General features: G+C 68.7%; 27 protein-coding genes. 22 read left to right on the plus strand and 5 right to left on the minus strand.

What is annotated here, in order from left to right:
- Window positions 1-93: 93 nt before the first annotated feature.
- The 13 genes from larE (at window position 94) to H587_RS0115470 (ending at window position 10,764) form a co-directional block, all read left to right on the plus strand.
- On the plus strand, window positions 94-864 hold the full coding sequence (gene larE / locus H587_RS19170; protein WP_051203004.1) for an ATP-dependent sacrificial sulfur transferase LarE: 771 nt from the start codon (window positions 94-96) through the stop codon (window positions 862-864).
- Window positions 861-1,598 carry a nickel pincer cofactor biosynthesis protein LarB gene (gene larB, locus H587_RS0115415; RefSeq protein ID WP_027176989.1) on the plus strand — a complete coding sequence of 246 codons (738 nt, stop codon included), beginning with the start codon at window positions 861-863 and terminating at the stop codon, window positions 1,596-1,598. The genes larE and larB overlap by 4 nt, the downstream gene beginning before the upstream one ends.
- 161 nt (window positions 1,599-1,759) lie before the next feature.
- The gene (gene larC, locus H587_RS0115420) at window positions 1,760-2,494 is read left to right on the plus strand and encodes a nickel pincer cofactor biosynthesis protein LarC (RefSeq protein ID WP_027176990.1); all 735 of its coding nucleotides are present in this window, start codon (window positions 1,760-1,762) and stop codon (window positions 2,492-2,494) included.
- Window positions 2,484-3,146 (plus strand): DUF3431 domain-containing protein, encoded by a 663-nt coding sequence (locus H587_RS0115425; protein ID WP_027176991.1) that lies wholly within the window; start codon window positions 2,484-2,486, stop codon window positions 3,144-3,146. The genes larC and H587_RS0115425 overlap by 11 nt, the downstream gene beginning before the upstream one ends.
- Window positions 3,147-3,149: 3 nt before the next feature.
- On the plus strand, window positions 3,150-4,379 hold the full coding sequence (locus tag H587_RS0115430; RefSeq protein WP_027176992.1) for an ABC transporter permease: 1,230 nt from the start codon (window positions 3,150-3,152) through the stop codon (window positions 4,377-4,379).
- 11 nt (window positions 4,380-4,390) lie between these two features.
- On the plus strand, window positions 4,391-4,987 hold the full coding sequence (locus H587_RS19970) for an SdpI family protein (RefSeq protein WP_051203007.1): 597 nt from the start codon (window positions 4,391-4,393) through the stop codon (window positions 4,985-4,987).
- Window positions 4,988-5,120: 133 nt separating this feature from the next.
- Window positions 5,121-6,743: a hydroxylamine reductase gene (hcp, locus tag H587_RS0115440; protein ID WP_027176993.1), complete on the plus strand. Its 1,623-nt coding sequence runs from the start codon at window positions 5,121-5,123 to the stop codon at window positions 6,741-6,743.
- A gap of 158 nt (window positions 6,744-6,901) precedes the next feature.
- Window positions 6,902-7,348 (plus strand): hypothetical protein, encoded by a 447-nt coding sequence (locus H587_RS20720; RefSeq protein WP_156904593.1) that lies wholly within the window; start codon window positions 6,902-6,904, stop codon window positions 7,346-7,348.
- A gap of 217 nt (window positions 7,349-7,565) precedes the next feature.
- A complete protein-coding gene (locus tag H587_RS0115450; RefSeq protein ID WP_027176994.1) occupies window positions 7,566-7,913 on the plus strand; it encodes a hypothetical protein in 348 nt (115 codons plus the stop codon).
- Window positions 7,914-7,949: 36 nt separating this feature from the next.
- Entirely contained in the window at window positions 7,950-8,609 is a 660-nt protein-coding gene (locus H587_RS0115455; protein ID WP_027176995.1) for a VOC family protein, read from the plus strand.
- Window positions 8,610-8,662: 53 nt separating this feature from the next.
- Window positions 8,663-9,499 carry a ChbG/HpnK family deacetylase gene (locus H587_RS0115460; RefSeq protein WP_027176996.1) on the plus strand — a complete coding sequence of 279 codons (837 nt, stop codon included), beginning with the start codon at window positions 8,663-8,665 and terminating at the stop codon, window positions 9,497-9,499.
- A 9-nt stretch (window positions 9,500-9,508) separates the two neighbouring features.
- Window positions 9,509-10,492, plus strand: coding sequence for a glycosyltransferase family 2 protein (locus H587_RS0115465; protein ID WP_034609624.1), 984 nt, complete (start codon window positions 9,509-9,511; stop codon window positions 10,490-10,492).
- 92 nt (window positions 10,493-10,584) lie between these two features.
- Window positions 10,585-10,764, plus strand: a complete 180-nt coding sequence (locus H587_RS0115470; RefSeq protein ID WP_027176998.1) for a hypothetical protein — start codon at window positions 10,585-10,587, stop codon at window positions 10,762-10,764.
- Between the two features lie 375 nt (window positions 10,765-11,139).
- Here H587_RS0115470 and H587_RS0115475 read toward each other — a convergent pair whose 3' ends face one another.
- On the minus strand, window positions 11,140-12,576 hold the full coding sequence (locus H587_RS0115475; RefSeq protein WP_027176999.1) for a vWA domain-containing protein: 1,437 nt from the start codon (window positions 12,574-12,576) through the stop codon (window positions 11,140-11,142).
- A gap of 103 nt (window positions 12,577-12,679) precedes the next feature.
- Here H587_RS0115475 and H587_RS0115480 point away from each other — a divergent pair, with 103 nt between their 5' ends.
- The gene (locus tag H587_RS0115480; RefSeq protein ID WP_027177000.1) at window positions 12,680-13,636 is read left to right on the plus strand and encodes an Lcl C-terminal domain-containing protein; all 957 of its coding nucleotides are present in this window, start codon (window positions 12,680-12,682) and stop codon (window positions 13,634-13,636) included.
- Window positions 13,637-13,749: 113 nt separating this feature from the next.
- The gene (locus tag H587_RS20725; RefSeq protein WP_027177001.1) at window positions 13,750-14,427 is read left to right on the plus strand and encodes a 4Fe-4S binding protein; all 678 of its coding nucleotides are present in this window, start codon (window positions 13,750-13,752) and stop codon (window positions 14,425-14,427) included.
- Window positions 14,428-14,430: 3 nt separating this feature from the next.
- On the opposite strand, the gene H587_RS0115490 is transcribed toward H587_RS20725, so the two are convergent.
- Window positions 14,431-15,867 carry a DNA integrity scanning protein DisA nucleotide-binding domain protein gene (locus H587_RS0115490; RefSeq protein ID WP_027177002.1) on the minus strand — a complete coding sequence of 479 codons (1,437 nt, stop codon included), beginning with the start codon at window positions 15,865-15,867 and terminating at the stop codon, window positions 14,431-14,433.
- A gap of 177 nt (window positions 15,868-16,044) precedes the next feature.
- On the opposite strand from H587_RS0115490, the gene H587_RS0115495 reads away from it, so the two are divergent.
- Window positions 16,045-16,542, plus strand: coding sequence for a KdsC family phosphatase (locus H587_RS0115495; RefSeq protein WP_027177003.1), 498 nt, complete (start codon window positions 16,045-16,047; stop codon window positions 16,540-16,542).
- Here the strand turns inward: H587_RS0115495 and H587_RS19185 are convergent.
- The 3 genes from H587_RS19185 to H587_RS0115510 form a co-directional block, all read right to left on the minus strand.
- Window positions 16,531-17,052: a MarR family winged helix-turn-helix transcriptional regulator gene (locus tag H587_RS19185; RefSeq protein ID WP_051203011.1), complete on the minus strand. Its 522-nt coding sequence runs from the start codon at window positions 17,050-17,052 to the stop codon at window positions 16,531-16,533. The two genes, H587_RS0115495 and H587_RS19185, sit on opposite strands and share 12 nt — an antisense overlap.
- A gap of 294 nt (window positions 17,053-17,346) precedes the next feature.
- Window positions 17,347-17,871 carry a YeeE/YedE thiosulfate transporter family protein gene (locus H587_RS0115505; protein WP_027177004.1) on the minus strand — a complete coding sequence of 175 codons (525 nt, stop codon included), beginning with the start codon at window positions 17,869-17,871 and terminating at the stop codon, window positions 17,347-17,349.
- 3 nt (window positions 17,872-17,874) lie between these two features.
- Complete coding sequence (locus H587_RS0115510) at window positions 17,875-18,396, minus strand: YeeE/YedE thiosulfate transporter family protein (protein WP_027177005.1); 522 nt, start codon at window positions 18,394-18,396, stop codon at window positions 17,875-17,877.
- Window positions 18,397-18,561: 165 nt separating this feature from the next.
- Here H587_RS0115510 and H587_RS19190 point away from each other — a divergent pair, with 165 nt between their 5' ends.
- The 6 genes from H587_RS19190 (at window position 18,562) to H587_RS19205 (ending at window position 24,644) form a co-directional block, all read left to right on the plus strand.
- Window positions 18,562-19,968 carry an MATE family efflux transporter gene (locus H587_RS19190; RefSeq protein WP_034609627.1) on the plus strand — a complete coding sequence of 469 codons (1,407 nt, stop codon included), beginning with the start codon at window positions 18,562-18,564 and terminating at the stop codon, window positions 19,966-19,968.
- A gap of 93 nt (window positions 19,969-20,061) precedes the next feature.
- Window positions 20,062-20,730 (plus strand): hypothetical protein, encoded by a 669-nt coding sequence (locus tag H587_RS0115520; protein ID WP_027177006.1) that lies wholly within the window; start codon window positions 20,062-20,064, stop codon window positions 20,728-20,730.
- Between the two features lie 129 nt (window positions 20,731-20,859).
- Complete coding sequence (locus H587_RS19195) at window positions 20,860-21,444, plus strand: hypothetical protein (protein WP_211219522.1); 585 nt, start codon at window positions 20,860-20,862, stop codon at window positions 21,442-21,444.
- A complete protein-coding gene (gene coaBC / locus H587_RS0115530; RefSeq protein ID WP_425387192.1) occupies window positions 21,444-22,664 on the plus strand; it encodes a bifunctional phosphopantothenoylcysteine decarboxylase/phosphopantothenate--cysteine ligase CoaBC in 1,221 nt (406 codons plus the stop codon). The genes H587_RS19195 and coaBC overlap by 1 nt, the downstream gene beginning before the upstream one ends.
- Window positions 22,640-23,239 (plus strand): hypothetical protein, encoded by a 600-nt coding sequence (locus tag H587_RS19980; RefSeq protein ID WP_156904594.1) that lies wholly within the window; start codon window positions 22,640-22,642, stop codon window positions 23,237-23,239. The genes coaBC and H587_RS19980 overlap by 25 nt, the downstream gene beginning before the upstream one ends.
- Window positions 23,240-23,291: 52 nt before the next feature.
- Entirely contained in the window at window positions 23,292-24,644 is a 1,353-nt protein-coding gene (locus tag H587_RS19205; protein WP_084630929.1) for an NfeD family protein, read from the plus strand.
- Window positions 24,645-24,647 lie beyond the last annotated feature (3 nt).

The raw sequence follows: 24,647 nt of genomic DNA on the forward strand, positions 1-24,647 counted from the left end.
CATTCCAGAATGGCGGAAGAGCCTCTTCGCCTTTCTGAAAACCGGCGAAGCCGGAGGGTTGGCGGGCGGGAGGATTGCGGATATTCTGCTCTCATGACGCAACGCACCATGTCCGGCCTGGAGCCGCTTCTGGCCCTGCTGCGGCCCCTGACCGGGGCCGTGGCGGCCTATTCCGGCGGAGTGGACTCCACCCTGCTGGCCGTCGCCGCGCACACGGCCCTTGGGCCCCGCGCCCTGGCCGTGACCGTGCGCTCGGCCTTCACGGCTCCCGGCGACCTGGACCTGGCCCTGGACAAGGCCCGCGCTCTCGGCCTGAACCACCGCGTCCTGGATCTGGACGTCTGGGCCGTACCCGGACTTTCGGCCAACGGCCCGGACCGCTGCTACCTCTGCAAGCGGGCCGTGCTCACGCCCCTGGCCGCCCTTGCCGCACAGGGAGTCGCCCTGTTGGAGGGCACCAACGCCGACGACGACCCGGCCCGGCCCGGCCGCCGCGCTGTGGCCGAGCTGGGCGCGCTCTCGCCCCTGGCCGAAGCCGGACTGGACAAGGCCGCCGTGCGCGCCCTGTCCCGCGACCTGGGCCTGCCCGGCTGGGACGCGCCCTCCAACTCCTGCCTGGCCACGCGCATCCCCACGGGCACGCCCCTGACCCCGGCCGCCCTGGAACGGGTGGACCGCCTGGAAACCGTGGCCCGGGGCCTGGGCCTCTCGGCCCTGCGCTGCCGCGACCGGGGCGAAACCCTCGTTCTTGAAATCCCGCCGGACCAGCTTCCCCTGGCCCGAAACAACGAAAACACCCTGGTCGAGGCCGCCCGCGCCGCCGGGTTCTCCGGCCTCATCATCAAGGAACGGACCTCCGCATGAATTTCGACGAACTTCTGGACGCCTACCGCCAAGGCCGCGCCGACAAGGACGACCTGAAGCGGGCGCTGCTGCGCGAAACCTACATCGACGCGGGCATGGCCAAGCTGGATCACCGCCGCGCCGAACGCACGGGCTGCGCCGAGGTGGTCTTCTGCCAGGGCAAGACTCCGGAACAGGTGGCCGAGATCATGGTCCGCCTGGCCGGACAGCAGCCCCGCGTCCTGGGCACCCGCGCCGCCCCGGCCCACGCCGAGGCCGCCGCGGCCCGCCTGGAGGTGGACTACGACCCGGTCTCCCGCCTGCTCTCCCACACCCGCGAAGCCGTGAAGCCGCGCGGCAAGGTCGTGGTCCTCAGCGCGGGCACCTCGGACCTGCCCGTGGCCGAGGAAGCCGCCAAGACCGCCGAATTCCTCGGCTCCCGCGTACTGCGCCACTTCGACTGCGGCGTGGCCGGGCTGCACCGGCTCTTTCCCGTGATCGAGGAACTGCGCGACGCCCGGGCCGTGATCTGCGTGGCGGGCATGGAAGGGGCCCTGGCCTCCGTGGCGGGCGGACTCTGCCCCGCCCCGGTGATCGCCGTGCCCACCAGCGTGGGCTACGGCGCGAGTTTCGGCGGCCTCGCCGCCCTCCTGGCCATGCTCAACTCCTGCGCCCCCGGCGTCTGCACCGTGAATATCGACAACGGCTTCGGCGCGGGGTACCTTGCTCACCGGATGAACACCCTGGCTGGATGAGCGAGGTGGGGGCTCCCCGCCCCCACGCCCCCGGCCAGGGGGCGGCCCTGGACCATTCAGCGGCGCGGCGAACGCCGCGACGACGTGAAGTTTTTTTGGGGGATGGGGGTCCGGGGGAAACCCCCTTCTTTGCAAAAAAGGGGGTTTCCCCCGGAGGACTCATGCCCACGTTGTATCTCGACTGCACCACGGGAGTCAGCGGCGACATGCTCCTGGCCTCCCTGTCCGACGCGGGGAGGCTGTGCTCCTATCTGGAAGAGCAGATGGCCAAGCTGCCGCTGCCCGGATTCCGGCTGGAGTTCGCGGAGGCCCGGGTGGCGGGCATCGTCACCCGCCGGGCTAGGGTGCTCCAGACCGCCAGCCAGCCCCTGCGGCATCTTGAGGATCTAACCCGGATCGTGGAGGACGCGCCGTATTCCGAGTGGGTGCGCAAGGAGGCCCTGGCCGTGCTGCGCCTGTTGGGCGAGGCCGAGGCCCGAGTCCACGGCCTGCCGTTGGAGAAGGTGCACTTCCATGAGATCGGGGCCGTGGACACGGTGGTGGACGTCACCGGAACGCTGCTGCTGGTGGAGAAACTGGGAGTGAAGAGAGTGGCGGCCTCGGCCGTGAACCTGGGCTCCGGCTTCGTGGAGATCGCCCACGGCAGACTGCCCGTGCCCGCCCCGGCCTGCGCCGAACTGGCCAAGGGCATGCGGGCCTTTTCCACGGACATCGGCATGGAGACGGCGACGCCCACGGGGTTGTCGCTGGTCAAACGCCTGGCCAAGACCTACGGCCCCCTGCCCGAGGGCGTGGTGCGGGCCGTGGGCTACGGCTCGGGCACACGCTCCACGGACGAGCGGCCCACCTTCGTGCGGGCCTTTCTCATCGACGAGGACGAGGGCGATGCAGCCTGACATGATGGCCGTGGTGGCCCGCTACCGGGAGGACGTTTCCTGGACGGGACGGCTGGGCTTTCCAGTCGTGATCTACGACAAGGGCGGCGACTGGCCCGGGGGCGTGCCCCTGCCGAACATCGGCCGCGAGGCCCACACCTATGTCACGCACATCCTGCGCCGCTACCCGGAATTCCCGCGCCACACCCTGTTCCTGCAGGGCGACCCCTTCCCGCACCTGACCCCGGACGGCAAGGCGGGCGTGGACACGCTGCTGACCAAGGCGGCCGACCTCCTGGACCGGGGCGCGAGCTTCGGCGGCCTGTCCTGGTGCCGCCTGCGTTGCGACCGGCTGGGGCGGCCGCACAGCATGTTCGACCCGGCCTGGAAGGGAAAATGGAGGGGTTGGGGCAAGGACATCCCGGTGGGCGAGGTCTTCGAGAAGTTATTCGCCGGAAGCTCCCCCCGGCTGTTCCTGGCCAACGCGGCCACGGCCAACTTCCTCGTGTCCCGCCAGCGCATCCTGACCCGGCCGTTGGGATTCTACAACAACCTGCTTTCGTTGATTGAAAACGATCCGTATGACGAGATGAACACGGGCCACGCCCTGGAACGTCTCTGGCACCTCGTGTTCGACGGCAACAAGCGTCTGAACCGGGCGGACTACGGCTAGGCCATGTTCCTGAATCTGCGCATCGCCGTGAAGTCATTGGCCGTGCACAAGCTGCGCGCGGTCCTGGCCATGCTCGGGGTGTTCCTGGGGGCGCTGGCCTTCACCGGGGTGCAGCACGTGTCCCAGTCCCTGGAACGCAAGGCCGAGCTGGAGGCCGAGAAGATGGGCCCCAGTCTGTTCGCGGCCATCGCCGGGCAGGTGCGCTTCTCACGCGGCGGCGACCTGCGCCTGGGCGCGGCCCAGCGCAACTTCACCATTTCCGACGCCCAGGCCCTGGCCCGGGGCGTGCCCTCGGTGCTGAGCATGGCGCCCTACGCCTCCACGAGCATGCCGCTGCGCTCGGCCGAGTCCGCCACCAAGGCCACGCTCATCGCCACCTGGCCGGAATACACCGAAATCCGCGATTTCCACCCCGAAATGGGCCGGTTCTTCAACGCCGAGGAGGTGGCCGAGCGGGACAAGGTGCTCGTGCTGGGCCGGGACATCGCCGAGCGTCTTTTCGGCCGGGCCGAGGCCGCCCTGGGCGGCACGGTCTACCTCTACCGCGCCGACTTCCGGGTGGTGGGCGTCATGGAGAAAAAGGGTCGCGATCTGGCCGGGGACAACCAGGACGAGCAGATATTCATGCCCCTGTCCACCTACATGCGCCGCGCGGCGAACCAGGACTGGATCAGCGGGGCGTTCCTGCGTCTGGCTCCGGGCTCGAACCAGGGCCCGGCCCTGGATGCGGTCATGGACGCGGCCAGGGCCATCCTGCGCGAGCGCCACGGCCTGCGGCCGGGCCAGGCCGACGACTTCACCCTGCTCACCGCCCGCCAGTCCCAGGATCTCCAGTTCCAGGCCCTGGAACTCGTGCATACCCTGGGGCTCATCGCCTCCACGGTCTGCTTCGGCGTGGGCGGCATGGGCATTCTCTCGATCATGATCCTCATGGTCCGGGCGCGACGCATGGAGATCGGCATCCGCCGCGCCGTGGGCGGCAAGCGTTCCCAGATCCTGGGGCAGTTCCTGCTGGAGTCCGGGCTCATGGCCGGAACCGGCGGCGTGCTCGGCGTGCTGGCCGGCCTGCTTGTGACCACGGCCGTGAGCGTCTTCGGCGGCATGCCCTTCGTCCTGGACCCCGCGCTCCTGGCCGGAACCCTGGCCGCGTCCACGCTCATCGGGCTCCTGGCCGGATCCTATCCGGCCTGGCAGGCGGCCCGGGTGGAAATCCTCGACGTCCTCCGAATCTGAGGAAAAGCGACATGCTCATCTGGATCGGCATTCTCTTCTTCATCCTCGGCGTGATTTTCCGGGTCTTCCCGCCCCGCTCGATCAACGGGATTTACGGCTACCGGACGCCCCGCTCCATGAAGAACCAGGACACCTGGGACGAGGCCCAGCGGTTCACGGCCGACAACCTGACCCTCCACGGCCTGCTCTTCGCCGGGACCGGCCTGCTCCTGGAGTTGGTCCTCTCCCCGGGCTCCGGCCCGCAGACGGTGATTTTCCTGGCGGGACTGGCGGTCATGATCCTCCAGGATGAGCGCCACCTCCTGCGGACCTTCCATCCCGACGGGAGGCGAAAGGAGGCGGAACCCGGGGAGAGTCCGGGCCGCGCCGCGGCCCGTGGGCTCGTCTGGGCGGCCGGAGTCTCGGCCATGCTCAGCCTGTGCTGCCTGGCCGCCTTCCGGCTCATCGGCTCCTCCGTGGACGGGCAGGGCTTCCTGCACGAGCCCTTCGCCCTGGTCCCGGCCGGATTCCTGCTGGCCGGTTTCGCGGTGCTCATGGGCCTGGCGGCCCTGCTGGTCCGCTTCGGCGGATTCTTCTCCCCGCCGCGCGCGGACAAAGCGGACAAATGAAAAAGGCGGAGAGGCGAAAGCCCCGCCGCCTTTCCGGAATCCCGCGAAGCGGGTTTGACTCAGGTCAAGGCGATTCTCATCGCCTCGGGCTATTCCGTGGTCCATATTTGGAATTGCAACCAAGGAGGACCACATGTTTTGCTACCAGTGCGAACAGACCGCCAAGGGAACCGGCTGCGACAAGCTCGGCGTCTGCGGCAAGACTCCGGACACGGCGGCCCTGCAGGATCTCCTGATCCATGTGCTGAAAGGGTTGTCGGAAGTGGCCCTGGCCGCCCGCGAGGCCGGGATCGTGGACCGCGAGGCGGACGTCTTCACCGTGCGGGCCACCTTCTCCACCCTGACCAACGTGAACTTCGACCCCGCGCGCTTCCCGGGCCTCATCGCCCGCGCCGTGGAGCTGCGCGAGCGGCTCAAGGCCGCCCTGGCCGCCAAAGGCCTGAAGCCCGCCTTCAGTCCAGTGGCGGACTTCGCCCCGGCCGAAGACCTGGCCGGCCTGGTGCGCCAGGGCGAGCAGCACGGCGTACGCGAGGACGCCGATCCCGACCCGGACATCCAGTCCCTGAAGCAGACCGTGATCTACGGCCTCAAGGGCGTGGCGGCCTACCTGGACCACGCCCAGATCCTGGGCCGGGAGGACGCCGAAGCCTACGCGGGAGTGCACAAGCTCCTGGCCGCCACCTTGCGCGCGGACCTGGGCCTGGGCGACTGGGTCGGGCTGGCCCTGGAGTGCGGCACACTCAATCTCAAGGCCATGGAACTGCTGGACGCGGCCAACACCGGAACCTACGGCCACCCCGTGCCCACCGAAACGCCCCTGGGCCACAAGAAGGGCAAGGCCATCCTGGTCTCGGGCCACGACCTGCGCGATCTGGAGGAAATCCTCAAGCAGACCGAGGGCACGGGCGTCTTCGTCTACACCCACGGCGAGATGCTGCCCTGCCACGGCTATCCGGGGCTCAAGAAGTACAAGCACTTCCACGGCCACTACGGCACGGCCTGGCAGAACCAGCAGAAGGAGTTCGCGGCCTTCCCGGGCGCGATCCTGATGACCACCAACTGCATCCAGAAGCCCACGAGCTACCTGCCGAACATCTTCACCACCGGCCTGGTGGGCTGGCCCGGGGCCGCGCACGTGAAGAGCCCCGACTTCGGGCCGGTGATCGCCCGCGCCCTGGAGCTGCCGGGCTTCGCCGAGGACGAGGACAAGGGCTCGGTCACGGTCGGCTTCGCGCGCAACGCGGTCATGGGCGTGGCCGGAACCGTGATCGACGCGGTCAAGGCGGGCAAGATCCGGCATTTCTTCCTGGTGGCGGGCTGCGACGGGGCCAAGCCGGGCCGCAACTACTACACCGAGTTCGTGGAAAAGGTTCCGGCGGACTGCGTGGTGCTCACCCTGGCTTGCGGCAAGTTCCGCTTCTTCGACAAGAAGCTCGGGGACATCGGCGGCATCCCACGCCTGCTGGACGTGGGCCAGTGCAACGACGCCTACTCGGCCATCCAGATCGCCACGGCCCTGGCCGGGGCCTTCCAGTGCGGGGTCAACGACCTGCCCCTGTCCCTGGTGCTGTCCTGGTACGAGCAGAAGGCCGTGGCCATCCTGCTCAGCCTGCTGGCCCTGGGCATCAAGAACATCCGCCTGGGCCCCAGCCTGCCCGCGTTCCTGACCCCGAACGTGCTCAACTTCCTGGTGGAGAACTACGACATCAAGCCCATCTCCACCCCGGACGCGGACCTCAAGGCCATCCTGGGCTGACGGTCCCTTGAATGAAATACGGGGGCGACCGCCGGACTGCTCCGGCGACCGCCCCCGTTCCCCCCGGAGACGCCCTCGGCGTCTGCCGCATCCTCCGGAAAAGGCGTCCCGGCCATCGGCCGAACCGCCCTCCGGGGCTTCCCCTCGCGTCGATCTCAGTGCTTGTGGTCGTGCACTTCCTTTTCGTGTCCCGGATGCTCGTGGTCGTGGGCTCCATGCTCACCCGCGTGGGTGTGATCGTGGCCCTCCCCGGCGTGCTCGTGCGGGTGCTTGTGCTCGTGCGGGTGTTCGTGGCTGTGGGTGTGTTCGTGCGGGTGGGAATGCACGCCCATTCCCGGGTGCTCGTGCGGGTGCTCGTGGCTGTGGGTATGCTCGTGCTCGTGGTCGTGCTTGTGCTCGTGGTCGCCCTTCATGGCCGTTCCTCCTTGCCGAGGGTGCGTTTTTCTTCTCCGCCTTTCTCATCCAATAAGTTCCATGCCGCACCTTGTATAGCCCGCACCATTTTTTTTCTTGTGTCATGCCGGGTGAATACCGTGGCGGTCCATGCCACGCGGAGACACTCCGGCGTCCCATCCCACGTTGGGAAATCCATTGACTCCCGCTGAACGAGACACGGCAACACGCTTGAATAGTTGATCCTCTCTGAATATCCCGGAATGGGAACAGACCCCGTTTTTCCTCGCGCCGTGCCACCGTCGCTCGATGTCCGCAGCGCGCTCCTTTCCCTTCGGCGACAAGGAAAACGCCGCGCAAGCCGCTTTTTTTTGTCCCCGCCGCATGCTATGTTCCCTTCCGTCAGCAACCGTCCCACAAGGAGACCCCATGAAGCCGTTCCTGTTCTGCCTCTGTCTCTGCTCGGCCCTGGCCCTGGCCGCCTGCGGCAAGACCGCCCGTGAACAGCTCATGGATGAGGACTACACCCGCATGACCGACACCGGGATCGTCCGCTACTACTACGACCTGGACCAGGCCATCGAGGCCTGCGAGTACCGCGTCCGGTCCGAGACGCCCCTGCGCATGGGCGTGGGCAGCGGCTGGGGGTCCGGCGGCGGCGCGGGCATCGGCGTGGGCGTGACCCGCGACGCCAGCAACAACTGCGACGCCACCCCGTTGCGCCACCGCCAGCTCGACGTGCGCGCGGAGATGACCCGCCGGGGCATCCAGCCCTAGACCAGCGCCGACGCGCCCGGAGCGCCCGGCTTTTCCATGCCTCTGGAACTCGACCACATCTTCGTCTGCTGCGGCCCCGGCGCTCCCGAGGCCGAAACCCTGATCCGGCTCGGCCTGGCCGAGGGCCCATCCAACACCCATCCCGGCCAGGGAACCGCCAACCGCCGCTTTCCCTTCGGCAACGCCTATCTCGAACTGCTCTGGGTCACGGACCCGGCGGAAGCCCAGGCCGGACCCGCCCGGGAGACCCGGCTCTGGGAGCGCTGGTCGCGACGCCGGAACGGGGCGAATCCCTTCGGCTTCGTGTTCCGCTCCCGGGGAGCACCGGACGGACGGGCCCCCTGCCCCACCCGGGCCTATCGCCCGGCCTATCTCCCGCCGGGCCTGATCATGGAGTTCGCGGACGGCGCGCCCCTGGAAGAACCCGAGATCGTCTTCCTGCCCTTCGTGCATGGCCCGGGACGCGTGGCTCCTCCAAAGGGCGGGCCCGTGCGCGGCCTGATCCGGGTCGAGGCCGATCTGCCCCGGGCCGATCATCTCTCCGAATCGTCCCGGGCCCTGGCCGAGGCGGGTCTGATGGTCTACCGCCGGTCGCCGGAGCACCTGCTCGAACTCGTTCTGGACGCGGACGCGGCCTTCGCCGCCGACCTCCGGCCCGGGCTGCCCCTGCTGCTGCGCGGCGGACCGGCGCGCTGAGTCCCAGCGGCCCCCGCTTTACGCCGCGGCGCGCAGGGTCTACAGTGCCCGCCATGCGCGTGATCGTGAACGTGGACGACCTGGGGCTGCACCCGGCGGTGCGGCGGGCCGTGGAGGATCTCGGCCGGATCGGCATCGTCACCTCCTCCACCCTGCTGGTCAACGGACCGGACGCCGAACAAGCGGCGAAGACCACCGGCGTGGGCCTGGGCGTCCACCTGAACATCCTGCGCGGACGGCCGACCCTCCCGCCGGGCGAGGTGGACAGTCTGGTGGGCCCGGACGGGCTCTTCCTGGGCGACTACACGGCCCTTTTCAAGCGCTACCTCACCGGCCGCATCGACCACGGCCAGGTGGAACGCGAGTGGACCGCCCAGGTGGAGCGGGCCAGGGAACTGGGCGTCAGCCCCACGCATTTCGACTCCGAGAAGCACATCCACGCCTGGCCCACGCTCATGGCCGTGGCCGCCAGGGTGGCCGGGAAATTCGGCGTGGGCTGGCTGCGACGGCCCGTGGAGTGCCAGAAGCTGGCCCGGATGGACGCGGGCGGGCTGCGGACCAAGTTCCTGGGCGTCTGCTCCCTGTTCCAGAAGCGCCCGGCGCGGGTGCGCTGGCCCGACCTGGCCTTCGGCATCGCGGACCAGGGCCGCTTTCTCCTGCCCGAACGCTTCCGGGCCTACGCCGCCCGCGCACCCAAGGCCCGGGTGGTGGAGATCGTCTGCCACCCCGGCAAGCCCCTGCCCGGCGACCCGGACATCCCGGCCGAGTATGGCAAACTGCGCGTGGCCGCCCAGTGGGAGGCCGAGTACAAGGCCCTTTCCGACCCGGAATGGCTCCGCGTCCTGGGCGAGATGGGGGCCAAGCTTGTGCACTACGGCCAGATGCCGTAAGGAATCGCCATGCCCGAACGCGCCATCGAACTCTCCGTGGTCACGCCCATGCACAACGAGGAGCTCTGCATCCGCGAGTTCCACCGCCGGGTCACGTCCGTGCTCTCCGAATTCGGCATCGAGTACGAGATCGTCATCGTCAACGACGGCTCCACCGACTCCACCGGCGCGATCATCCGCGAACTGGCCGACGCCGACCCCCGGCTCACGGGCGTGTTCCTGGCCCGCAACCGGGGCCAATGCACCGCCATCTACGCGGGCATGCAGCACTCCCGGGGCAAGTACGTGGTCATCATGGACGGCGATCTCCAGCACCCGCCGGAGGAGCTTCCGGCCCTGGTGACCACGATCCGCGAGGGCTGGGACATGGTCAAGGGCGTGCGGACCAACCGCTCGGAATCCCTCGTGCTGCGCCGCATCCCGAGCCGGATAGCGAACTATCTTCTGCGCGCCACGAGCAAGTGCGACGTGAAGGACATGGGCGGCCTGTCCATCCTGCGCGGCGATCTGGCCCGCACCCTGCATCTGCGCGAGGGCCAGCACCGCCTCCTGCCCGCCCTGGTCCACGGGCTGGGCGGCTCGGTGGCCGAGGTGCCCACCAGCGCTCCGCCGCGCTTCGCGGGCAAGAGCCACTACGGCATCGGCCGGTCCGTGGACGTGCTCTTCGACATCATCCTGCTCTGGTTCCAGAACTCCTTCAAGCAGCGGCCCGTCTACCTCTTCGGCCGCATCGCCCTGCTCCTGTTCCTGGCCGCCAGCGTGATCATGGCCTGGCTGCTCTACGGCAAGATCTTTTACGGCGAGCACATGGGCACCCGGCCGCCGTTCCTGGGCGCGGTGCTCTTCTACCTCGCCTCCCTGGGCTTCATGTCCACGGGCTTCATCCTGGAAGTGCTCTCCAACGTCCTGGCCGCCCAGACCGACGTCAAGCCCTACCAGGTGCGCGAGATCGTCCGCAAACAGCGCGACCCCGCCGAGGAGGCCACCGACTAACCCCCTTCGGCCCTCTTCGGGGGGTATGGAAAGGCGAAAGAGAGTTTTCACGAGTCACAAGGCACCGAGGAAGAACCAACAAGGAGGTCACATTGGCGAAGAAACCCAACTATTCCTACGAAAAACGTCAGAAGGAACTGGCCAAGGCCAAGAAGAAGGCCGAAAAGCTGCGCCAGAAGCAGGAACGCAAGGACTCACGGCCCGACGACGACTCCTCCACGCAGGACGAGCCGGAAACCGCTCCAGCCATCTCGCCCGACGCCGACGCTTAAGTCCGGGGCCTTCGGCCCGTTTCGGAAAGCCGGAAGAGGAACGCCTCTTCGTCTTTCTCAAAACCGGCGAAGCCGGGGGCCTTCGGCCCGTTTCAGAAAGACGAAAGGCGCCGTACCACCGCGACCTTTGAGGTTGCGCCTCGGTCCAACGAGGCGCTGTCCTTCTGCGGCCTGAAACCCACCCCGTTCCAGCGAAAGCCGAGGCCCTTCGGCCCGTTTCAAAAAGCCGAAAGAGGAACGCCCCTTCGTCTTTCTGGAAACCGACGAAGTCGGGGGCCTTCGGCCCGTTTCGGAAATACGGAACGATGGGATCCTCTTGGCCTTTCCGTAGACCGGCGAAGCCGGCCTTTCTAAGGACCGGCGAAGCCGGCCTTTCTAAGGACCGGCGAAGCCGGAGGCGAAGTCGGAGGTGGTGGTCCGGCCGGGCATGACCGAGACGTCGTGCCTGGTCACGCTCTTCTTGGTCGGCAGGTCGATGATCTTCACGTCGTAGACCCCGGGCAGGACCGGGAAGGCCTTGGGGGTCTCGGCTCCGCTCATGCCCGTGGCCAGGGGTTCCTTTTCTCCCGGGGAATAGATCTCCACCAGGACGTTGCCGGGCATTCCATTGACCAGCGCGCGCACGCTGATCCAGCCCTCGTCGAAGGACACGGGCACGGTGGTCACGACACCGGAGCGGGCGGCGATGCTGGGGAGCACGGAAGGGGGTCTGCGGGGGTTTTCGGGGTCCGAGGCGCGAATGGAGTAGATGCCGGGCGAAACGAGGAACGGAGCTGGCGGGGAGCCGCTCTGTCCCTGGATCAGGATGCCGGAGCCGCCCTCGGCGGCGATCTCCACCCGGGCGTCGATGGGCTTGCCGTTCTTGATCGCGGCCACGCGGATTTCCGCCCCGCCGAAGGCGGCCTCGCGCACGGCGATGCGCTCGTTGGTCACGGCCACGTCCTTGAACACCGAGCGGATGCGGCCGGAAGCCGTGGGATCGCTGACCGTGAGCTCGTAGCGGCCCAGGGGCAACGATATCCCGCCCAGTCCCGAAGGCCCGGTGCGGAAGGTGGCCAGGGGTGGAGTTCCAGCGGTTCCGGCCGACGCGGGCCGGACCTCCACCAGGGCGTCGAAGGGCGCGCCCAGGCGGGTGGCGCGCACGAGCAGGTTCTCGACCCGGAAGGCCCGACGCAGGGCCCGGGCCAAATCCGCGCCGTTGGCCGCGCTCTCGTAGGTGCCGCCGGAGAGCCCGGCCATGTTGTCCAGCACGGCGGCCTGGTTGGACGTGACCTGATAGCCCACGATGCGCAGGGTGAAGGGCAGGCCCAGGGCCTTGAGCAGGGAGACCACCGGGCCGGGGTCCTCTCCACAGGTGTCCAGGCCCGTGCTCAGGAACACGGCGGTGACGGGCGTGCGCACGGCCAAGATGCGTTTGGTGGCGGCCTCCAGGTCCAGGGTCGGCGCCGGCTTGCCGTCCGGCCTGGCCAGGGAGGACACGGCGCGCATGAAGTCGAGCTTGTTCAGAGGGCCCAGGGGCACCAGTTCGCGCACCGGCAGACAGGCCACCTGACTGGGCTGGGGATAGAGGTAGAGCGCGGCCTGGGCGTTTTCCGGCAGGTCGCGGACAACGGCGTTGAGCACGGGCTTGGCGGCCTCCAGCCGAGCGTATCCGGCCGTGGCGTCCAGGATCACGACGAAGGTCGACTGGGCCGCGCCGGGCCGCGCCGGAGCCGCTTGCGGCGGCTGGGCCGGGTTGGGCTGGGCCGCGCGGGCCGGAATCGCGGCGCAGAACAAGAGCAGCAGACAGAGGCAGACTGAGGCCGGACGCATGGAACCTCCTCGGGCCGCACGGCCCCGGGCGTGATTCTGCCCCAGCCGCCGGGCCCTGTCCAGACGCCTTGCCCCCGGCTCGCGCCGATGCTACCTTCAGCAAATGACCGCAATCATCCGCAACTCCGGCCAGACCCTCTGCCACGACCGCCACGGCCGTCCCCTGCCCTGCCGGGGATCGGGGCAGGACGGGGAGTTCCGGCCCGGCCGCCCCTGGCCCGCGCCACGCTTCGAACTTTCGGCCGACGGAGCCGTGGCCCTGGACCGGCTCACGGGCCTGCACTGGTCCGCCGACGCCGACCCCGCCGGGTTCCCGCTCAGCCGGGCCGAGGCCGGGAACCTCGCCGCGGAGTGGCGCGCGGAGGCCCGCCACGGCTTCGACGACTGGCGATTGCCCGACCGCCGGGAACTGCTGAGCCTGGTGGACTTCGGCTCGGCCACGCCCAGCCTGCCCCCGAGCCATCCCTTCCGCAACGCGGTCCCCAACTGGTACTGGAGCGCCACCGAGGCCGCCATCCAACCCGGCTACTTCTGGTACGTGCAGTTCCTCGGCGGCCGGATGTTCTTCGGCCGGGCCGACGAATATCATCTGGTCTGGCCCGTGCGCGGGCGGAGCGAGTCGCTGCCCAACCCTGGGCCCGTCGCCGGAACCGGGCGGGCCTGGCCCGAGCCGCGCTTCGAGGTCTTGCCCGGCGGCGAGGCCGTGCTCGACCGGCTCACGAATCTCGTCTGGGCCCGCGACGCGGACCCGCGCGGCGCGCTGCCCTGGCCCCTGGCCCTGGCCCTGCCCCACGCGGCCAATGAGCGGGTACTGGCCGGGCGGGTGAACTGGCGGCTGCCCACGATCCTGGAGCTGGAATCCCTGGTGGACGCCACGCGCCACACCCCGGCGCTGCCCGCCGCCCATCCCTTCGTCAACGTGCGCGACACCTACTGGTCGGCCACCAACAGCGCCCTGGACCCGTCCTGGGCCATGTGCCTGTATCTGCACAAGGGCGGCATCGGCGTGGGCCACAAGCCCACGGCCGGTTTCCATGCCTGGGTCGTCAGCGGGAAGTAGGGAGCCCAGAGGCTCCGCGCCCCCGGCTTGATGGAGATTGCGTGAAGATAGGCCGGGACCGGCCTTCGCGCTCCAACCGAGCGCCGGCTCCGCAGAAACCAGGAGGCGGGGACATGACCCTGAAGGAAATTCATGAACGCATCCGGGAGATCGGCTGCCTGACGTTCACCACCCTGGACGGCGGAACCCCGCACAGCCGGATCGCCCACGTCTGCGGCTGCGATGAGCGGGGGCTTTATTTCCTGAACATGAGCGTCAAGCCGTTCTACCGGCAGTTGAAGGCGAACGGGAAAGTCGCCCTCTGCGGCATTTTCCCCTCCGGCCGCCCCACCGGAAAGAACCCCGTGGGGCAACCCGCGTTCGAACCCGGCTACACGTTGCGGATCACGGGCGAGGCCGAGGAGGTTCCCCTGGCCGAGATCGAGGCCGGGGCCGCCGCTGGCGATGCGACCTTCCGCTACGTCCTGGAGGACCACGCCCGCTACCCGGACATCCGCCTGTTCCGCCTGCACCGGGGCAAGGGGGAAATCTACGACTACGACTTCGAGATGGAGCGCCGGGACCACAAGCTGCTGCGAACCCGCTTCTCCTTCGGCGGCGAGACGCACGAGGAGTCGGGCTGCCGGATCACCGACGCCTGCGTCGCCTGCGGGGCCTGCGCGGAGGTCTGCACCTTCAAGGCCGTGGTGCCGGGCGAACCCTACCGCATCGACGGCTCGCGCTGCGACGAGTGCGGAAGCTGCATCCTGGCCTGCCCCGAGGACGCCATTGAGCCGCCCAGGACGATCTAGGGCCTAGACGATGGCCTGGTTGACCCACTGCCGCAGGGTGGGCGGCCGGGGCGTGCCGGGCATGGGCACCCATTCGCACTGGGCGGTGAGTTCCACGCCCCCCTGGATGACGTTCACCGGCCGGTCGGCGGAGACGACCACCACGATGACCCCGTGGTGGCGGGCCGAAAAGCGGATTGCGGAGTTGAAGCGCGCGCCCCGGGCGCGGTTCTCGCCGGGCGTGGCCAGACCGTCCATGAGGCAGGCGAAACCGTGCAGATGCAGATCGCGGGCCACGTGCAGGGCCCCGTCCACGCGCGAGAGCCCGACGGCCACCTCCAGCGCCCCTTCCCGCCGCAGATCCAGGGGCGCTTCCAGCTTCTGCCCGGCCAGCTCCAGGGGTTCGAGACCCAGGTCCACCACCACCGAGCAGCCGTGACGCTGATCCCGGGCGTCGTTGACGATGCGGGTCACGGCCTGGAACAGGTCGTGGCGGTCGGTGGGGCTCAGGTCCACCTCCAGCAGGGCCTCCTCCAGGTGCACGAGCAGGGGCTGGCGATTGGAGGAATGGAAGTCGCCGTCCGAGAAGCTGCATACGGGATCCTGGTCGAGATACAGGAAGCCGTGGCCGCCCCGGAAGTCGGCCAGCACAGTCGCCGGAGGCAGCGCACCCCGGGCCACGCCCACGATGGTTCCGCCGTCCGAGGCCAGGAAACGATCGTCGCTCTCCACGGCCTGCAGCAGCTTGCGGACGTGCTTGTGATTGCTCAGCGCGGGCCGCTCCAATTCGGGAAAGCGCAGAAGAAAGTCCAGGCGGTGCAGGTAAGCGGGCTCCACGAAGGCGATCACGCCCCGGGCCCAGGCCCCTTCCTCGCGGGTCTTGGACACGCCGAGCACGGCGTCCAGGAGCGGATAGATGCGCAGGTTGGTGTCCATGCCCAGGATCAGGCCGCGCTCGTCCACCAGGAAGTCGCGGACCGCATGGCAGGCCAGATCCTGGAGCAGGAACTCGGCGGCGTCCAGGTTGAGGACGTTCTTATACTCGCAGTTCTGGGAGAAGAGGTTCACCGCGTATTCCAGCCAGCGGGTGGTGGGCCCGACGGAGCAGAGATCCGGGTGGTGCTCGGTGAACCACATCTGGTAGGTCATGGCGCGGGAGCGGCCGCCGAAGCCGATGAGGCCGGAGAGGGTCAGCTCGTGATCCTCCTCGGGCCGCAGGCAGTGAACCAGGGAGTCGCTGGGCCGCGGCCCGCGCCAGCCGTCGTCGTCCAGGTAGACCTCGGTGAGCCGTGGCTCGTGGCCGCGCAGAAGGTTCTGGGGATCGTAGATGCGCGGGGGATCGTCCGGAGCCGGGCAATAGATCACGGCCGCTCGGCTGGGCCGGGAAAAATGCGAGAGCCCGAACCGCAGTCCGTCCAGGATGTGGTGTACGCAGACGCTTTCGAACTCCCGTACCGGCATGCCCTTCTCCCGCGTCGCGATGACGGCTATCGTGGGCGATGTTGACCCAAAAGCCCACCGCTGTCCAGGGGGTTGCGATTCCTGGCCTTTTATCCCGGCTTCCTTGACACGCCGGGACGCCGTGCTAGAGAGGGAACAGCGGAAAACGACCGGCGGACGACGCCGCGCGGGGTGCGCATGGAACAGGACAGGCCCGGCAAGGCCGACATCGACTGCATCGTCTACGACTTCGACGGGGTGATGACCGACAACCGGGTGCTCGTGTCCCAGGACGGGACCGAGGCCGTGTTCTGCAACCGGGCCGACGGCCTGGGCGTGGGCCTCATCCGCGCGCTCGGCATTCCGCAGATGATCCTCTCCACCGAAGCCAATCCGGTGGTCGCGGCCCGGGCCGCCAAGCTGCGCATTCCGGCCGTGCAGGACTGCGCGGACAAGGGCGCGGCCCTGGCCCGGCTTCTGGACGCGCGCGGTCTGGACCCCAGACGGGTGCTCTTCGTGGGCAACGACGTGAACGATCTGCCCGCGTTGCGGCTGGTGGGCTGGCCGGTGGCCCCGGCCGACGCCCATCCCTCGGCGCTGGCTGCGGCCCGGCTGGTGACCCGGGCCCGGGGCGGCCAGGGCGTGATCCGGGAACTGGCCGACATCCTCTCCGGCGACGCGGACTCAGAAGCCTGAGGCCGGAGTCCCGGCCGCCGCGTCCCCGAGCGGCTCGTCCTCGGGCACCACGTCCAGGAGCACGAGCACATCCTCGGCCAAGTCGGCCCGCAGATTGCCGCAAAGCGCGGCCAGCAGCCGCATCAGCTCTCTCCGGTCCCCTTCGGGAAAATCCCGGAAGGCCGTCTGCTCCATGTCCTTGAGCGCCAGATCCAGGCCGTCCAGGAGCCCTCGCGCGCGGGAACTCAAGCGCAGAAGCGTCCGCCGCCGGTCGGCCGGATCGGCGGCGCGCCGGACGAGGCCGTCGCGGACCATGCGCTTGAGGGTGTTGGCCATGGTGGGCTGCTCCACGCCCACCAGAACGCAGAGTTCGGCCTGGGTCAGGCCGTCGCGCCCGCGCAGGCGGCGCAGCACCGGCGCCTGGCCCGGGGCCAGGCCCAGATCCGCGAGACGGGCGGCCAGGGACTGGGCCCAGAGCCGTCCGGCAAGGCCGAGCAGTTCGCCGGGATTCTCTTCGATTTCATTGGACATCGCCGCCTCCGGGGTTGCAGAGCGGGCTATGTACCTTTTTTGCCGCCGGGAGTTCCGCCTGTCAAGCCGGAAAGTCACGGCCTTTTTTTGACCGCTCCCTAAACCCCTGGAGCTGTTCCGCCGAAAAGAGTGCAGGCCCGGCGGAAGCCGGGAGCCGTCTCCAGCCCGGGCAGGGCCGGGAGGGGCTCGAACCCCGGAGGTTCGGGTCGCGTCCTGGCCGGGCGGCGACAGTCGAAGGGACCGCGATCCGGCGCGGTGAAGGGCGGACGGCCGCGAGGCCCCCGCCCTTTTCCTTTACAGCCCCTTCTTTTCGAACCAGCGGAACAGCAGCAGCGCGCCGAGCGTGATCATGGCGATGATCGGCCAGTGGTTCACGCCCACAACCTGGGGCAGGGTGATCTTGCCGTAGTCGCCCCAGGTCAGGAGCCCGGCCTTGAGCGCCGGATAGGCCTCGGCGTAGAGGCCCGCGCCCACGAACATGCCCAGGATGGCCCAGAAGGCGTCCAGGCGGCCTTCGCCCAGGGCTCCGGCGGCCGTGCCCGGGCAATAGCCCACAAGGCCCCAGCCCATGCCAAAGAGGAGCCCGCCGGGGATGACCCCGCCGAGCACCGCGGCCTTGACCGAAAGCTTGACCAGCCCCAGGTCGAACAGCAGATAGACACCGATCATGCCCACCACCACGGTGCTGAGCATGAACTTCACGATGGTCATGTCCCGCAGACGCAACGCGCCGAGCTGGCGGTCGTAGCGGATGACCTCGCAGCGCTGGAGCAGCGCGCCGAAGAGTACGCCGGTGAACAGCCCGTACCAGAGGTCCACGGCTCACCTCCCCTTGTATTGGAGGCGGGCGGTGATGATCCCGCCGATGAAGAAGCAGACCAGGGCGATGAAGCCGCTGACCGAGAGCTGGAGCGTGCCGGACAGGCCGTGGCCGCTGGGGCAGCCGTCGGCCAGCCGGGCTCCGAACATGGCCAGAATGCCGCCCAGGAAGGCGACGAAGGCCCGGCGGGCGGATGAACCCCCGAAGCGCTCGGCGAACGAATCGGGCACGGCCTGGACGCGGAAGGTGCCGCTCAGTTGCGAGGCCAGGGCCGCGCCCACGCAGATGCCCACCACGAACAAGGCCTGCCAGTCCAATTTGGGAATCTCCTTGATGAAATAGGGCATGGTCGCCACCCGTTCGGGCGAGAACAGGGATTCCACGAACCCCGCTCCGCGCACGAAGGTGGTGGAGGCGCCGAAGTACTTCCCGGACAGGAACACCGAGAGCACGACCAGAAGCCCGGCCAGGGCTCCGCCGAGGTAAGGGCTCCAGGGTCTGGAGCGCGGCGTCGCGACGATCATGACGACCTCCTGATACGTCCTTTGCTCATCGTATAGCGCATTTTCCCGGAACAGGGCAAATGTTCCGCATTCCCGGCACTCGGAGTTGACAGATTCGCGTCCGGCCCACTAAAGCGGAGTCGCCGGCCCGCATTTCCGCGCGCTTCAAGCTGATCGAGGTTTTTCATGTTTTCCCGCTACTCCGCTCCCGGCGGCATCAAGGACGTGCTCCGCGTGGGCCTGCCCCTGGTCATGGGCATGGCCTCCACCACGGCCATGGAGTTCACCGACCGCGTCTTTCTCGGCAACTATTCCGTGATCTCCATCGCGGCGGCCCTGCCCGCCGGACTGGCCAACTTCGTGCTGCTCGCCTTCTGCATGGGAGTGGTGGAGTACGTGGGCGTGTTCGTGGCCCAGTACACCGGCGCCGGACAACCTCGACGCGTGGGCGCGGCTCTCTGGCAGGGCCTCTGGTTTTGTCTGCCCGCGTCGCTGATCCTGGCCTCGCTGACCTTCGCGGCCGACCCCCTGTTCGCCCTGGCCGGGCACCCTCCCGAGGTCCAGGCCCAGGAGGCGACCTATTTCTCCATCCTCTGCCTGGGCTCGGGCTTCGCCGTGACCGGCATGTGCCTCTCAAGCTTCTTCTCCGGCCGGGGCCTGACCCTGCCGGTGATGATCGTGAACATCATCGGGGCGCTGCTGAACATCCCCCTGGACTACGCCCTGATCTACGGCCGTTTCGGCCTGCCGGAGATGGGCATCGCCGGGGCCGCCGTGGCCACCTGCTTCGCCTGGTTCCTGAGCGCCCTGCTCCTGGCCCTGCTCGTCTTCCGCCGAGCCAACGAGCGGGACTTCGGGGTGCGTTCGTCCTGGCGTTTCGACAAGGCCCTGTTCCTGCGCTTCCTGCGCTTCGGCCTGCCCACCGGGGTGCAGTTCCTCATGGACATCCTGGGCTTCACCCTGTTTCTCTTCATCATCGGCAGCCTGGGGGCCGAAAGCCTGGCCGCCACGAACATCGTCTTTTCGCTGAACGCCCTGGTCTTCCTGCCCATGGTCGGCTTCTCTGTCGCCGCCAGCATCCTGGTGGGCCAGGCCATGGGCGCGGGCGACCCGGACCGGGCGGCCTACGCCAACACGAGCACCCTCTATCTCTGCGTGACCTACACCCTGATCCTGGACGCGGCCTTCGTCTTCTTCCCCCGCGAACTCCTGAGCCTGTTCCGGCCCCAGGATCTGAGCCCGGAACACTTCGAGGCCGTGCGCGAGACCGGCGTGGTGCTCCTGCGGCTGGTGGCCGTGTACTGCCTCTTCGACTCCGTGGGCATCATCCAGTACGGCTCCCTGCGCGGCGCGGGCGACACCCGCTTCATCATGCTGACCATCCTGGGCTGCTCGGCCCTGATCCTCGTGCTGCCCACCTGGCTCATGGTCCGCGTCCTGGGCTGGGGACTCTACCCCGCCTGGGCCTGTGTCCTGATCTACATCGCGGCCCTGGCCGTGATCATGCGCATCCGCTTCCTGCGCGGGGCCTGGCGGAAGATCCGGGTCATCGAACCGACCGGGCCGACCCCGGCGGACGGCGTTTCTCCGTGATGATGATCTGACGAAGATGATCACGGGCTTGCGCTCACGGCCAGGATTCCTTATTCTGCGCGAGGACTTCCGAACCTTTTCCCGGAGGAGCGCATGGACTGGCTTTCCGTGGCCGACATCGCGAGACTGACGCGCATTCCCGCGCCCACCGCCCGCCGCTACGCCTCGCTGTTCCGGGAGTTTCTGCCCCACCGCAAGACCGGCCGGGTCACCCGCTATGCCCCCGAGGCGGCGGGCGTGTTCGAACGCATCGCCGCGCTCTACCAGGACGGCCGCGTGACCACCGAGATCGAGGAGGTTCTGCGCGGCGAGTTCTCGCGGACCATCGATGTGGACGCCGCCCCGGCGTCGGCTCCTGCCGCGGATGTCCGCGCCGTCTCCCCGGCCCTAGGCGAAATGATGGAAAAATTCGGACAAAGCCTGCGACTTCTGGCGGATCAGAAGGAGATCATCGCCTGTCTGCGCAAGGACGTGCGCAAGCTCAAGGCGGGATTCGTGCTTCTGGCCCGAGACCGGAAGAAGCTCAAGGCCCTCCCCCAGGACGGCGACGAGGATCTCCGCCGGGCCCTGGACGCGGGCCACAAGTCCCTGGCCCGCAAGGACGCCGAGATCGAGGAACTGGCCCTGGGCCTGTCCTTCGACACCTCGGACCTGAAGATCAAGATGCAGACCCTGGAACAGGAGCTGGTGCGCCTGCGCAAGGACCGCCGCGACATGGAGCGCCACCTGCTGGATAAGATCGACCGCCTCAAGCCCTCCTGATCGCCGCCGTCCCGCCGGGCCTTTCCGGCCCTGCGGCGTTGATGTTTCACGCTTCCTGGGCTATAGACCGGCTCAAGCAGCACACATCGGCTCTCTCCAGCGAGTCCAACTCCCACTCAGGAGGAACGCATGTCCCACTCTTTGAAACTCCTCGTCGTGGCCGTCGCCCTGGCCTCCATGACCGCCTGCTCCTCGCTCTCCAACTCCAGTTCCACGGATCCGGCCGAAACCGGCGCGACCACCTCCAGCCAGGCGTCCACACCCGAAGTCCACACCGAGACTTACGAGAATTCCAGCTACTACTATGACTTCAGCGACATCCTCGTGCCCCGGGAGCTGGAATTCCAGGCCGCCGAGAGCTACGTCTTCGACACCCGCTCCTTCCGCTCCGGGGTGATGATCTTCACCGGCCGCGTGGTCAACGCCGACCTGATCAACTTCTTCATCAACAACATGGCCAAGGACGGCTGGACCCTGGTGACCTCCCTGAAGGCCGACAAGTCCATCCTCATCTTCGAGAAGTTCAACAAGAGCGCCTCCATCCAGATCATGGACGGCTTCAAGTCCAAGGTGACCATCGTGGCCGTGGAGGCCAAGGGCGGCCCGGGCACCACCATGCAGCAGCCCAGCGGACAGAACTCGCTCTCCTCCTCCAAACCGGCCGGGGCCAGCTCCGGCAGCTCCCGCGCCATCCGGGAAAAGGAACTGCAATAGTGGAACACCCGCTGCTCTTCTCCGGTTTCCTGGGCTCCCGGGTCCACATCGGGGTCACGGGCAGCGTCGCCGCCTACAAGGCCCTGGACATCCTGCGCGGATTGCTCCGCGCGGGATGTTCCGTTTCCGCCACCCTGACGCGGGCCGCCGAGCGCTTCGTCACCCCCCTGTCCTTCCAAGCCCTGGGCGCGGACCCGGTCTACGGCGAGATGTTCGCCGGGGCAGAGACCGTCGATCCGTTCGGACACCTCGCGCCCTCCCACGCGGCCAAGGTTCTGCTCATCGCCCCGGCCACAGCCGACATCCTGGCCAAGCTGGCCTGCGGCTTGGCCGACGACATGCTCTCCTGCCAGGCCCTGGCCTTCCGGGGCCCGCTGGTCCTGGCCCCGGCCATGAATCCGGCCATGTGGGCCGCCCCGGCCACCCGCGAGAACTGGGCGAAACTCCTGGGGCGCGGCGCCCTGGGCGTGGAGCCCGGCCAGGGGCTGGCGGCCTGCGGCGACGAGGGCCAAGGCAAGCTGGCCGACCCGGCGGAGATTCTTGCCGCCTCGCTGCGCGCGCTCTCCCCCGCGGACATGGCCGGGAAGCGCGTGCTCGTCAGCCTGGGGCCCACCCGCGAGGCCTGGGACGCGGTGCGTTTCTGGACCAACGCCTCCTCCGGGCTCATGGGCGCGGCCCTGGCCACGGCGGCCTGGCTGCGCGGGGCCGAGGTCACGGTGGTGGCCGGGCCGGTGAATCAGCCACTCCCCCTGGGCATCCGCCGCCTGGACGTGAACACGGCCCTGGAGATGCATGCGGCCTGCATGGACCTCTGGCCCGACATGGATCTGGCCTGCATGACCGCAGCTGTGGCCGACTTCCGGCCCGAGCCCTACGGGGACCAGAAATTCAAGAAGGACAAGGCGGGCGACGGGCTGACCGTGCGCTTCCTGCCCAACCCGGACATCCTGCGCGACCTGGGCGCGAACAAGCGCGAGGGGCAGATTCTCGTGGGCTTCGCGGCCGAAACCTCGGACCTGGGCCCCCAGGCGGCCAAGAAGCTCAAGGCCAAGAACCTGGACCTCATCGTGGCCAACCGCGTGGACCGGGCCGACAGCGGCTTCGCCTCACCCACCAACGCGGTCTGCGTCCTGGACCGGCGGGGCCGTCTGGAGCAGTGGCCAGCCCTGCCCAAAACCGAAGTGGCCTGGCGGATATGGGATCTCCTTCCGCAACTCTGAACCTGCCCTCGCACCTGCTCCCCTGGTATCAGGCCGGAGTAAGGTATTTCCTGGGTTGCAAGACCGCCGCAGCACCCGAGGAGCGGTCTTCCGACGAGGCCATTCCGCAAGCCGTCTCCAACGATCCGCAAGTGCGCTGGCCCGCTCCCTGGGACCGCTGCTGGACCAAGACCCCACGCACGGCGCGCATGGTCTGGACCTACCTGGAGCTGGGCCGGGATCTCTGCGGCAAGGCCTCGCCGGAACGGGGGCATCTGTTCCGTTCGCTCCTGGGACACCTGGGCTGGCCCAAAGGCACCACGGCCTTCTGGCCCCTGTGCTGCCCGGGCGACGGCGGCCTGCTCACCCGGCCGGACCTCTTCTGGGAGGGCTGCAAGGCCCTGGGCGTCAAGCATGTGGCCTGCTTCGGAGCGGACGCCCTGGCCCTGATCGAACCCGGCGCGGACGCCGCCGAGCCTCAAGCCCAGCACGGCGCCATCACCATCCATGTCCTGCCCGCCCCGGCTGACCTGCTCAAGCTCCTGCCCCACGACCAACACTTCGCCGTGGACCGCCTCAAGGTGCTGCGCTTCTGACCGCGACTCCGCGCCTGTTGTGTTTTCCCGCGCCTTGTGGCTAGGATGGGCCATGACTCCCGGAATCCCCCCACGCCCGGCGCGTCTCCTCGTCATTCTTCTTCTTTTTCTTCTTCCCTTCGCCCTGCCCTCCGCGCCGTTCAGCAAGGACGCGGCGGATCCGCGGCCGGCCAGGGTGTTGGAGGTGGAGATCACCGGCGCGATCACACCCGTGCAGGAAGAGCTGCTGCGCGCCGCGCTGACGCGGGTCCAGGCCGGAGGCCATGATCTCCTGCTGATCCGCCTGGACACCCCGGGCGGCCTGCTGGAAACCATGCGCGGCATGGTCAAGGACATGCTCAACGCGCCCGCGCCGGTGCTGGTCTGGGTGGGCCCGCGCGGAGCCCAGGCCGCCTCGGCCGGGGTTTTCCTGGTGGCCGCCTCCCAGGTGGCGGGCATGGCTCCGCAGGCCACCATCGGTTCGGCCTCGCCCGTGGGGCAAGGCGGCGAGGAGTTGAGCAAAACCATGAGCGACAAGGTCAAGGCCGACCTGATCAGCCTCGTTCGCGGCGCGGCCGCGTCCCGAGGCCGCAACGTGGACTGGTACGAACGGGCCGTGAGCGAGAGCGTGAGTCTTTCGGCCCAGGATGCGGTCCTGGAGCGGGTGGTGGAGATCCTGGCTGATGATCCCTCGGACTTCCTGGTCCAGGCCGGACGACGCGGCATCCGCCACGCGGACGGAGTGCTGCACTTCGATGCCGACCGGATGACGATCGAGCGTTTCGAGCCCGGCTTCCGGCATCGCTTCCTGTCCTGGCTCCTGCACCCGCAGGTGGCTTATTTCCTCATGCTCGGCGGATTGGCCGGACTGTTCTTCGAGCTGACCACGCCCGGGGCCGTGCTGCCGGGCGTGCTCGGCGGGCTCTGCCTGCTCCTGGCGCTCTACGCCATGAGCGTCCTGCCCACGAGCGCGGCGGGCGTGGGCCTCATTCTGCTGGGGCTGGCCCTGTTCTGGCTGGAGGTCAAGATCACGAGTTACGGCATGCTCGGCGTGGCCGCCGTGATCGCCCTCTTCCTGGGTTCGATCATCCTCTTCGATCCGACGTCCGGAATGCCGGGTCTGCCCTTGTCCACGGTGATCGTCACCGTGAGCGGCCTCTCCGCCTTCCTGGCCCTGGCCGTGGCCTTGGTGGTGCGCGCCCAACGCTCCCGCACGAGCCTGGGCGGGCAGGCCATGCTCGGCCTGGAGGCCGAGGTTCTGGATTGGCGCGGGAGTCGCGGCCAGGTGCGCACGCGCGGCGAGATATGGTCCGCGCGTTCGGACGATCCGCTCCGGCCCGGCGACCGGGTGATGATCGTCGGCATCGACGGCCTGACGCTCGTGGTGCGCCACGGCGATCCCGAAACCGGACCCCAGTCTTCGTGAATC

The organism is Desulfovibrio aminophilus DSM 12254, from assembly GCF_000422565.1.
GTDB lineage: Bacteria > Desulfobacterota > Desulfovibrionia > Desulfovibrionales > Desulfovibrionaceae > Aminidesulfovibrio > Aminidesulfovibrio aminophilus.

Bases quoted from the DNA above. Each gene is read 5' to 3' on its own strand.
- larE (WP_051203004.1), top strand. From the start codon at position 94: ATGACGCAACGCACCATGTCCGGCCTGGAGCCGCTTCTGGCCCTGCTG.
- larB (WP_027176989.1), top strand. From the start codon at position 861: ATGAATTTCGACGAACTTCTGGACGCCTACCGCCAAGGCCGCGCCGAC.
- larC (WP_027176990.1), top strand. From the start codon at position 1,760: ATGCCCACGTTGTATCTCGACTGCACCACGGGAGTCAGCGGCGACATG.
- H587_RS0115425 (WP_027176991.1), top strand. From the start codon at position 2,484: ATGCAGCCTGACATGATGGCCGTGGTGGCCCGCTACCGGGAGGACGTT.
- H587_RS0115430 (WP_027176992.1), top strand. From the start codon at position 3,150: ATGTTCCTGAATCTGCGCATCGCCGTGAAGTCATTGGCCGTGCACAAG.
- H587_RS19970 (WP_051203007.1), top strand. From the start codon at position 4,391: ATGCTCATCTGGATCGGCATTCTCTTCTTCATCCTCGGCGTGATTTTC.
- hcp (WP_027176993.1), top strand. From the start codon at position 5,121: ATGTTTTGCTACCAGTGCGAACAGACCGCCAAGGGAACCGGCTGCGAC.
- H587_RS0115450 (WP_027176994.1), top strand. From the start codon at position 7,566: ATGAAGCCGTTCCTGTTCTGCCTCTGTCTCTGCTCGGCCCTGGCCCTG.
- H587_RS0115455 (WP_027176995.1), top strand. From the start codon at position 7,950: ATGCCTCTGGAACTCGACCACATCTTCGTCTGCTGCGGCCCCGGCGCT.
- H587_RS0115460 (WP_027176996.1), top strand. From the start codon at position 8,663: ATGCGCGTGATCGTGAACGTGGACGACCTGGGGCTGCACCCGGCGGTG.
- H587_RS0115465 (WP_034609624.1), top strand. From the start codon at position 9,509: ATGCCCGAACGCGCCATCGAACTCTCCGTGGTCACGCCCATGCACAAC.
- H587_RS0115475 (WP_027176999.1), bottom strand. From the start codon at position 12,576: ATGCGTCCGGCCTCAGTCTGCCTCTGTCTGCTGCTCTTGTTCTGCGCC.
- H587_RS0115480 (WP_027177000.1), top strand. From the start codon at position 12,680: ATGACCGCAATCATCCGCAACTCCGGCCAGACCCTCTGCCACGACCGC.
- H587_RS20725 (WP_027177001.1), top strand. From the start codon at position 13,750: ATGACCCTGAAGGAAATTCATGAACGCATCCGGGAGATCGGCTGCCTG.
- H587_RS0115490 (WP_027177002.1), bottom strand. From the start codon at position 15,867: ATGCCGGTACGGGAGTTCGAAAGCGTCTGCGTACACCACATCCTGGAC.
- H587_RS0115495 (WP_027177003.1), top strand. From the start codon at position 16,045: ATGGAACAGGACAGGCCCGGCAAGGCCGACATCGACTGCATCGTCTAC.
- H587_RS19185 (WP_051203011.1), bottom strand. From the start codon at position 17,052: ATGTCCAATGAAATCGAAGAGAATCCCGGCGAACTGCTCGGCCTTGCC.
- H587_RS0115510 (WP_027177005.1), bottom strand. From the start codon at position 18,396: ATGATCGTCGCGACGCCGCGCTCCAGACCCTGGAGCCCTTACCTCGGC.
- H587_RS19190 (WP_034609627.1), top strand. From the start codon at position 18,562: ATGTTTTCCCGCTACTCCGCTCCCGGCGGCATCAAGGACGTGCTCCGC.
- H587_RS0115520 (WP_027177006.1), top strand. From the start codon at position 20,062: ATGGACTGGCTTTCCGTGGCCGACATCGCGAGACTGACGCGCATTCCC.
- H587_RS19195 (WP_211219522.1), top strand. From the start codon at position 20,860: ATGTCCCACTCTTTGAAACTCCTCGTCGTGGCCGTCGCCCTGGCCTCC.
- H587_RS19980 (WP_156904594.1), top strand. From the start codon at position 22,640: ATGGGATCTCCTTCCGCAACTCTGAACCTGCCCTCGCACCTGCTCCCC.
- H587_RS19205 (WP_084630929.1), top strand. From the start codon at position 23,292: ATGACTCCCGGAATCCCCCCACGCCCGGCGCGTCTCCTCGTCATTCTT.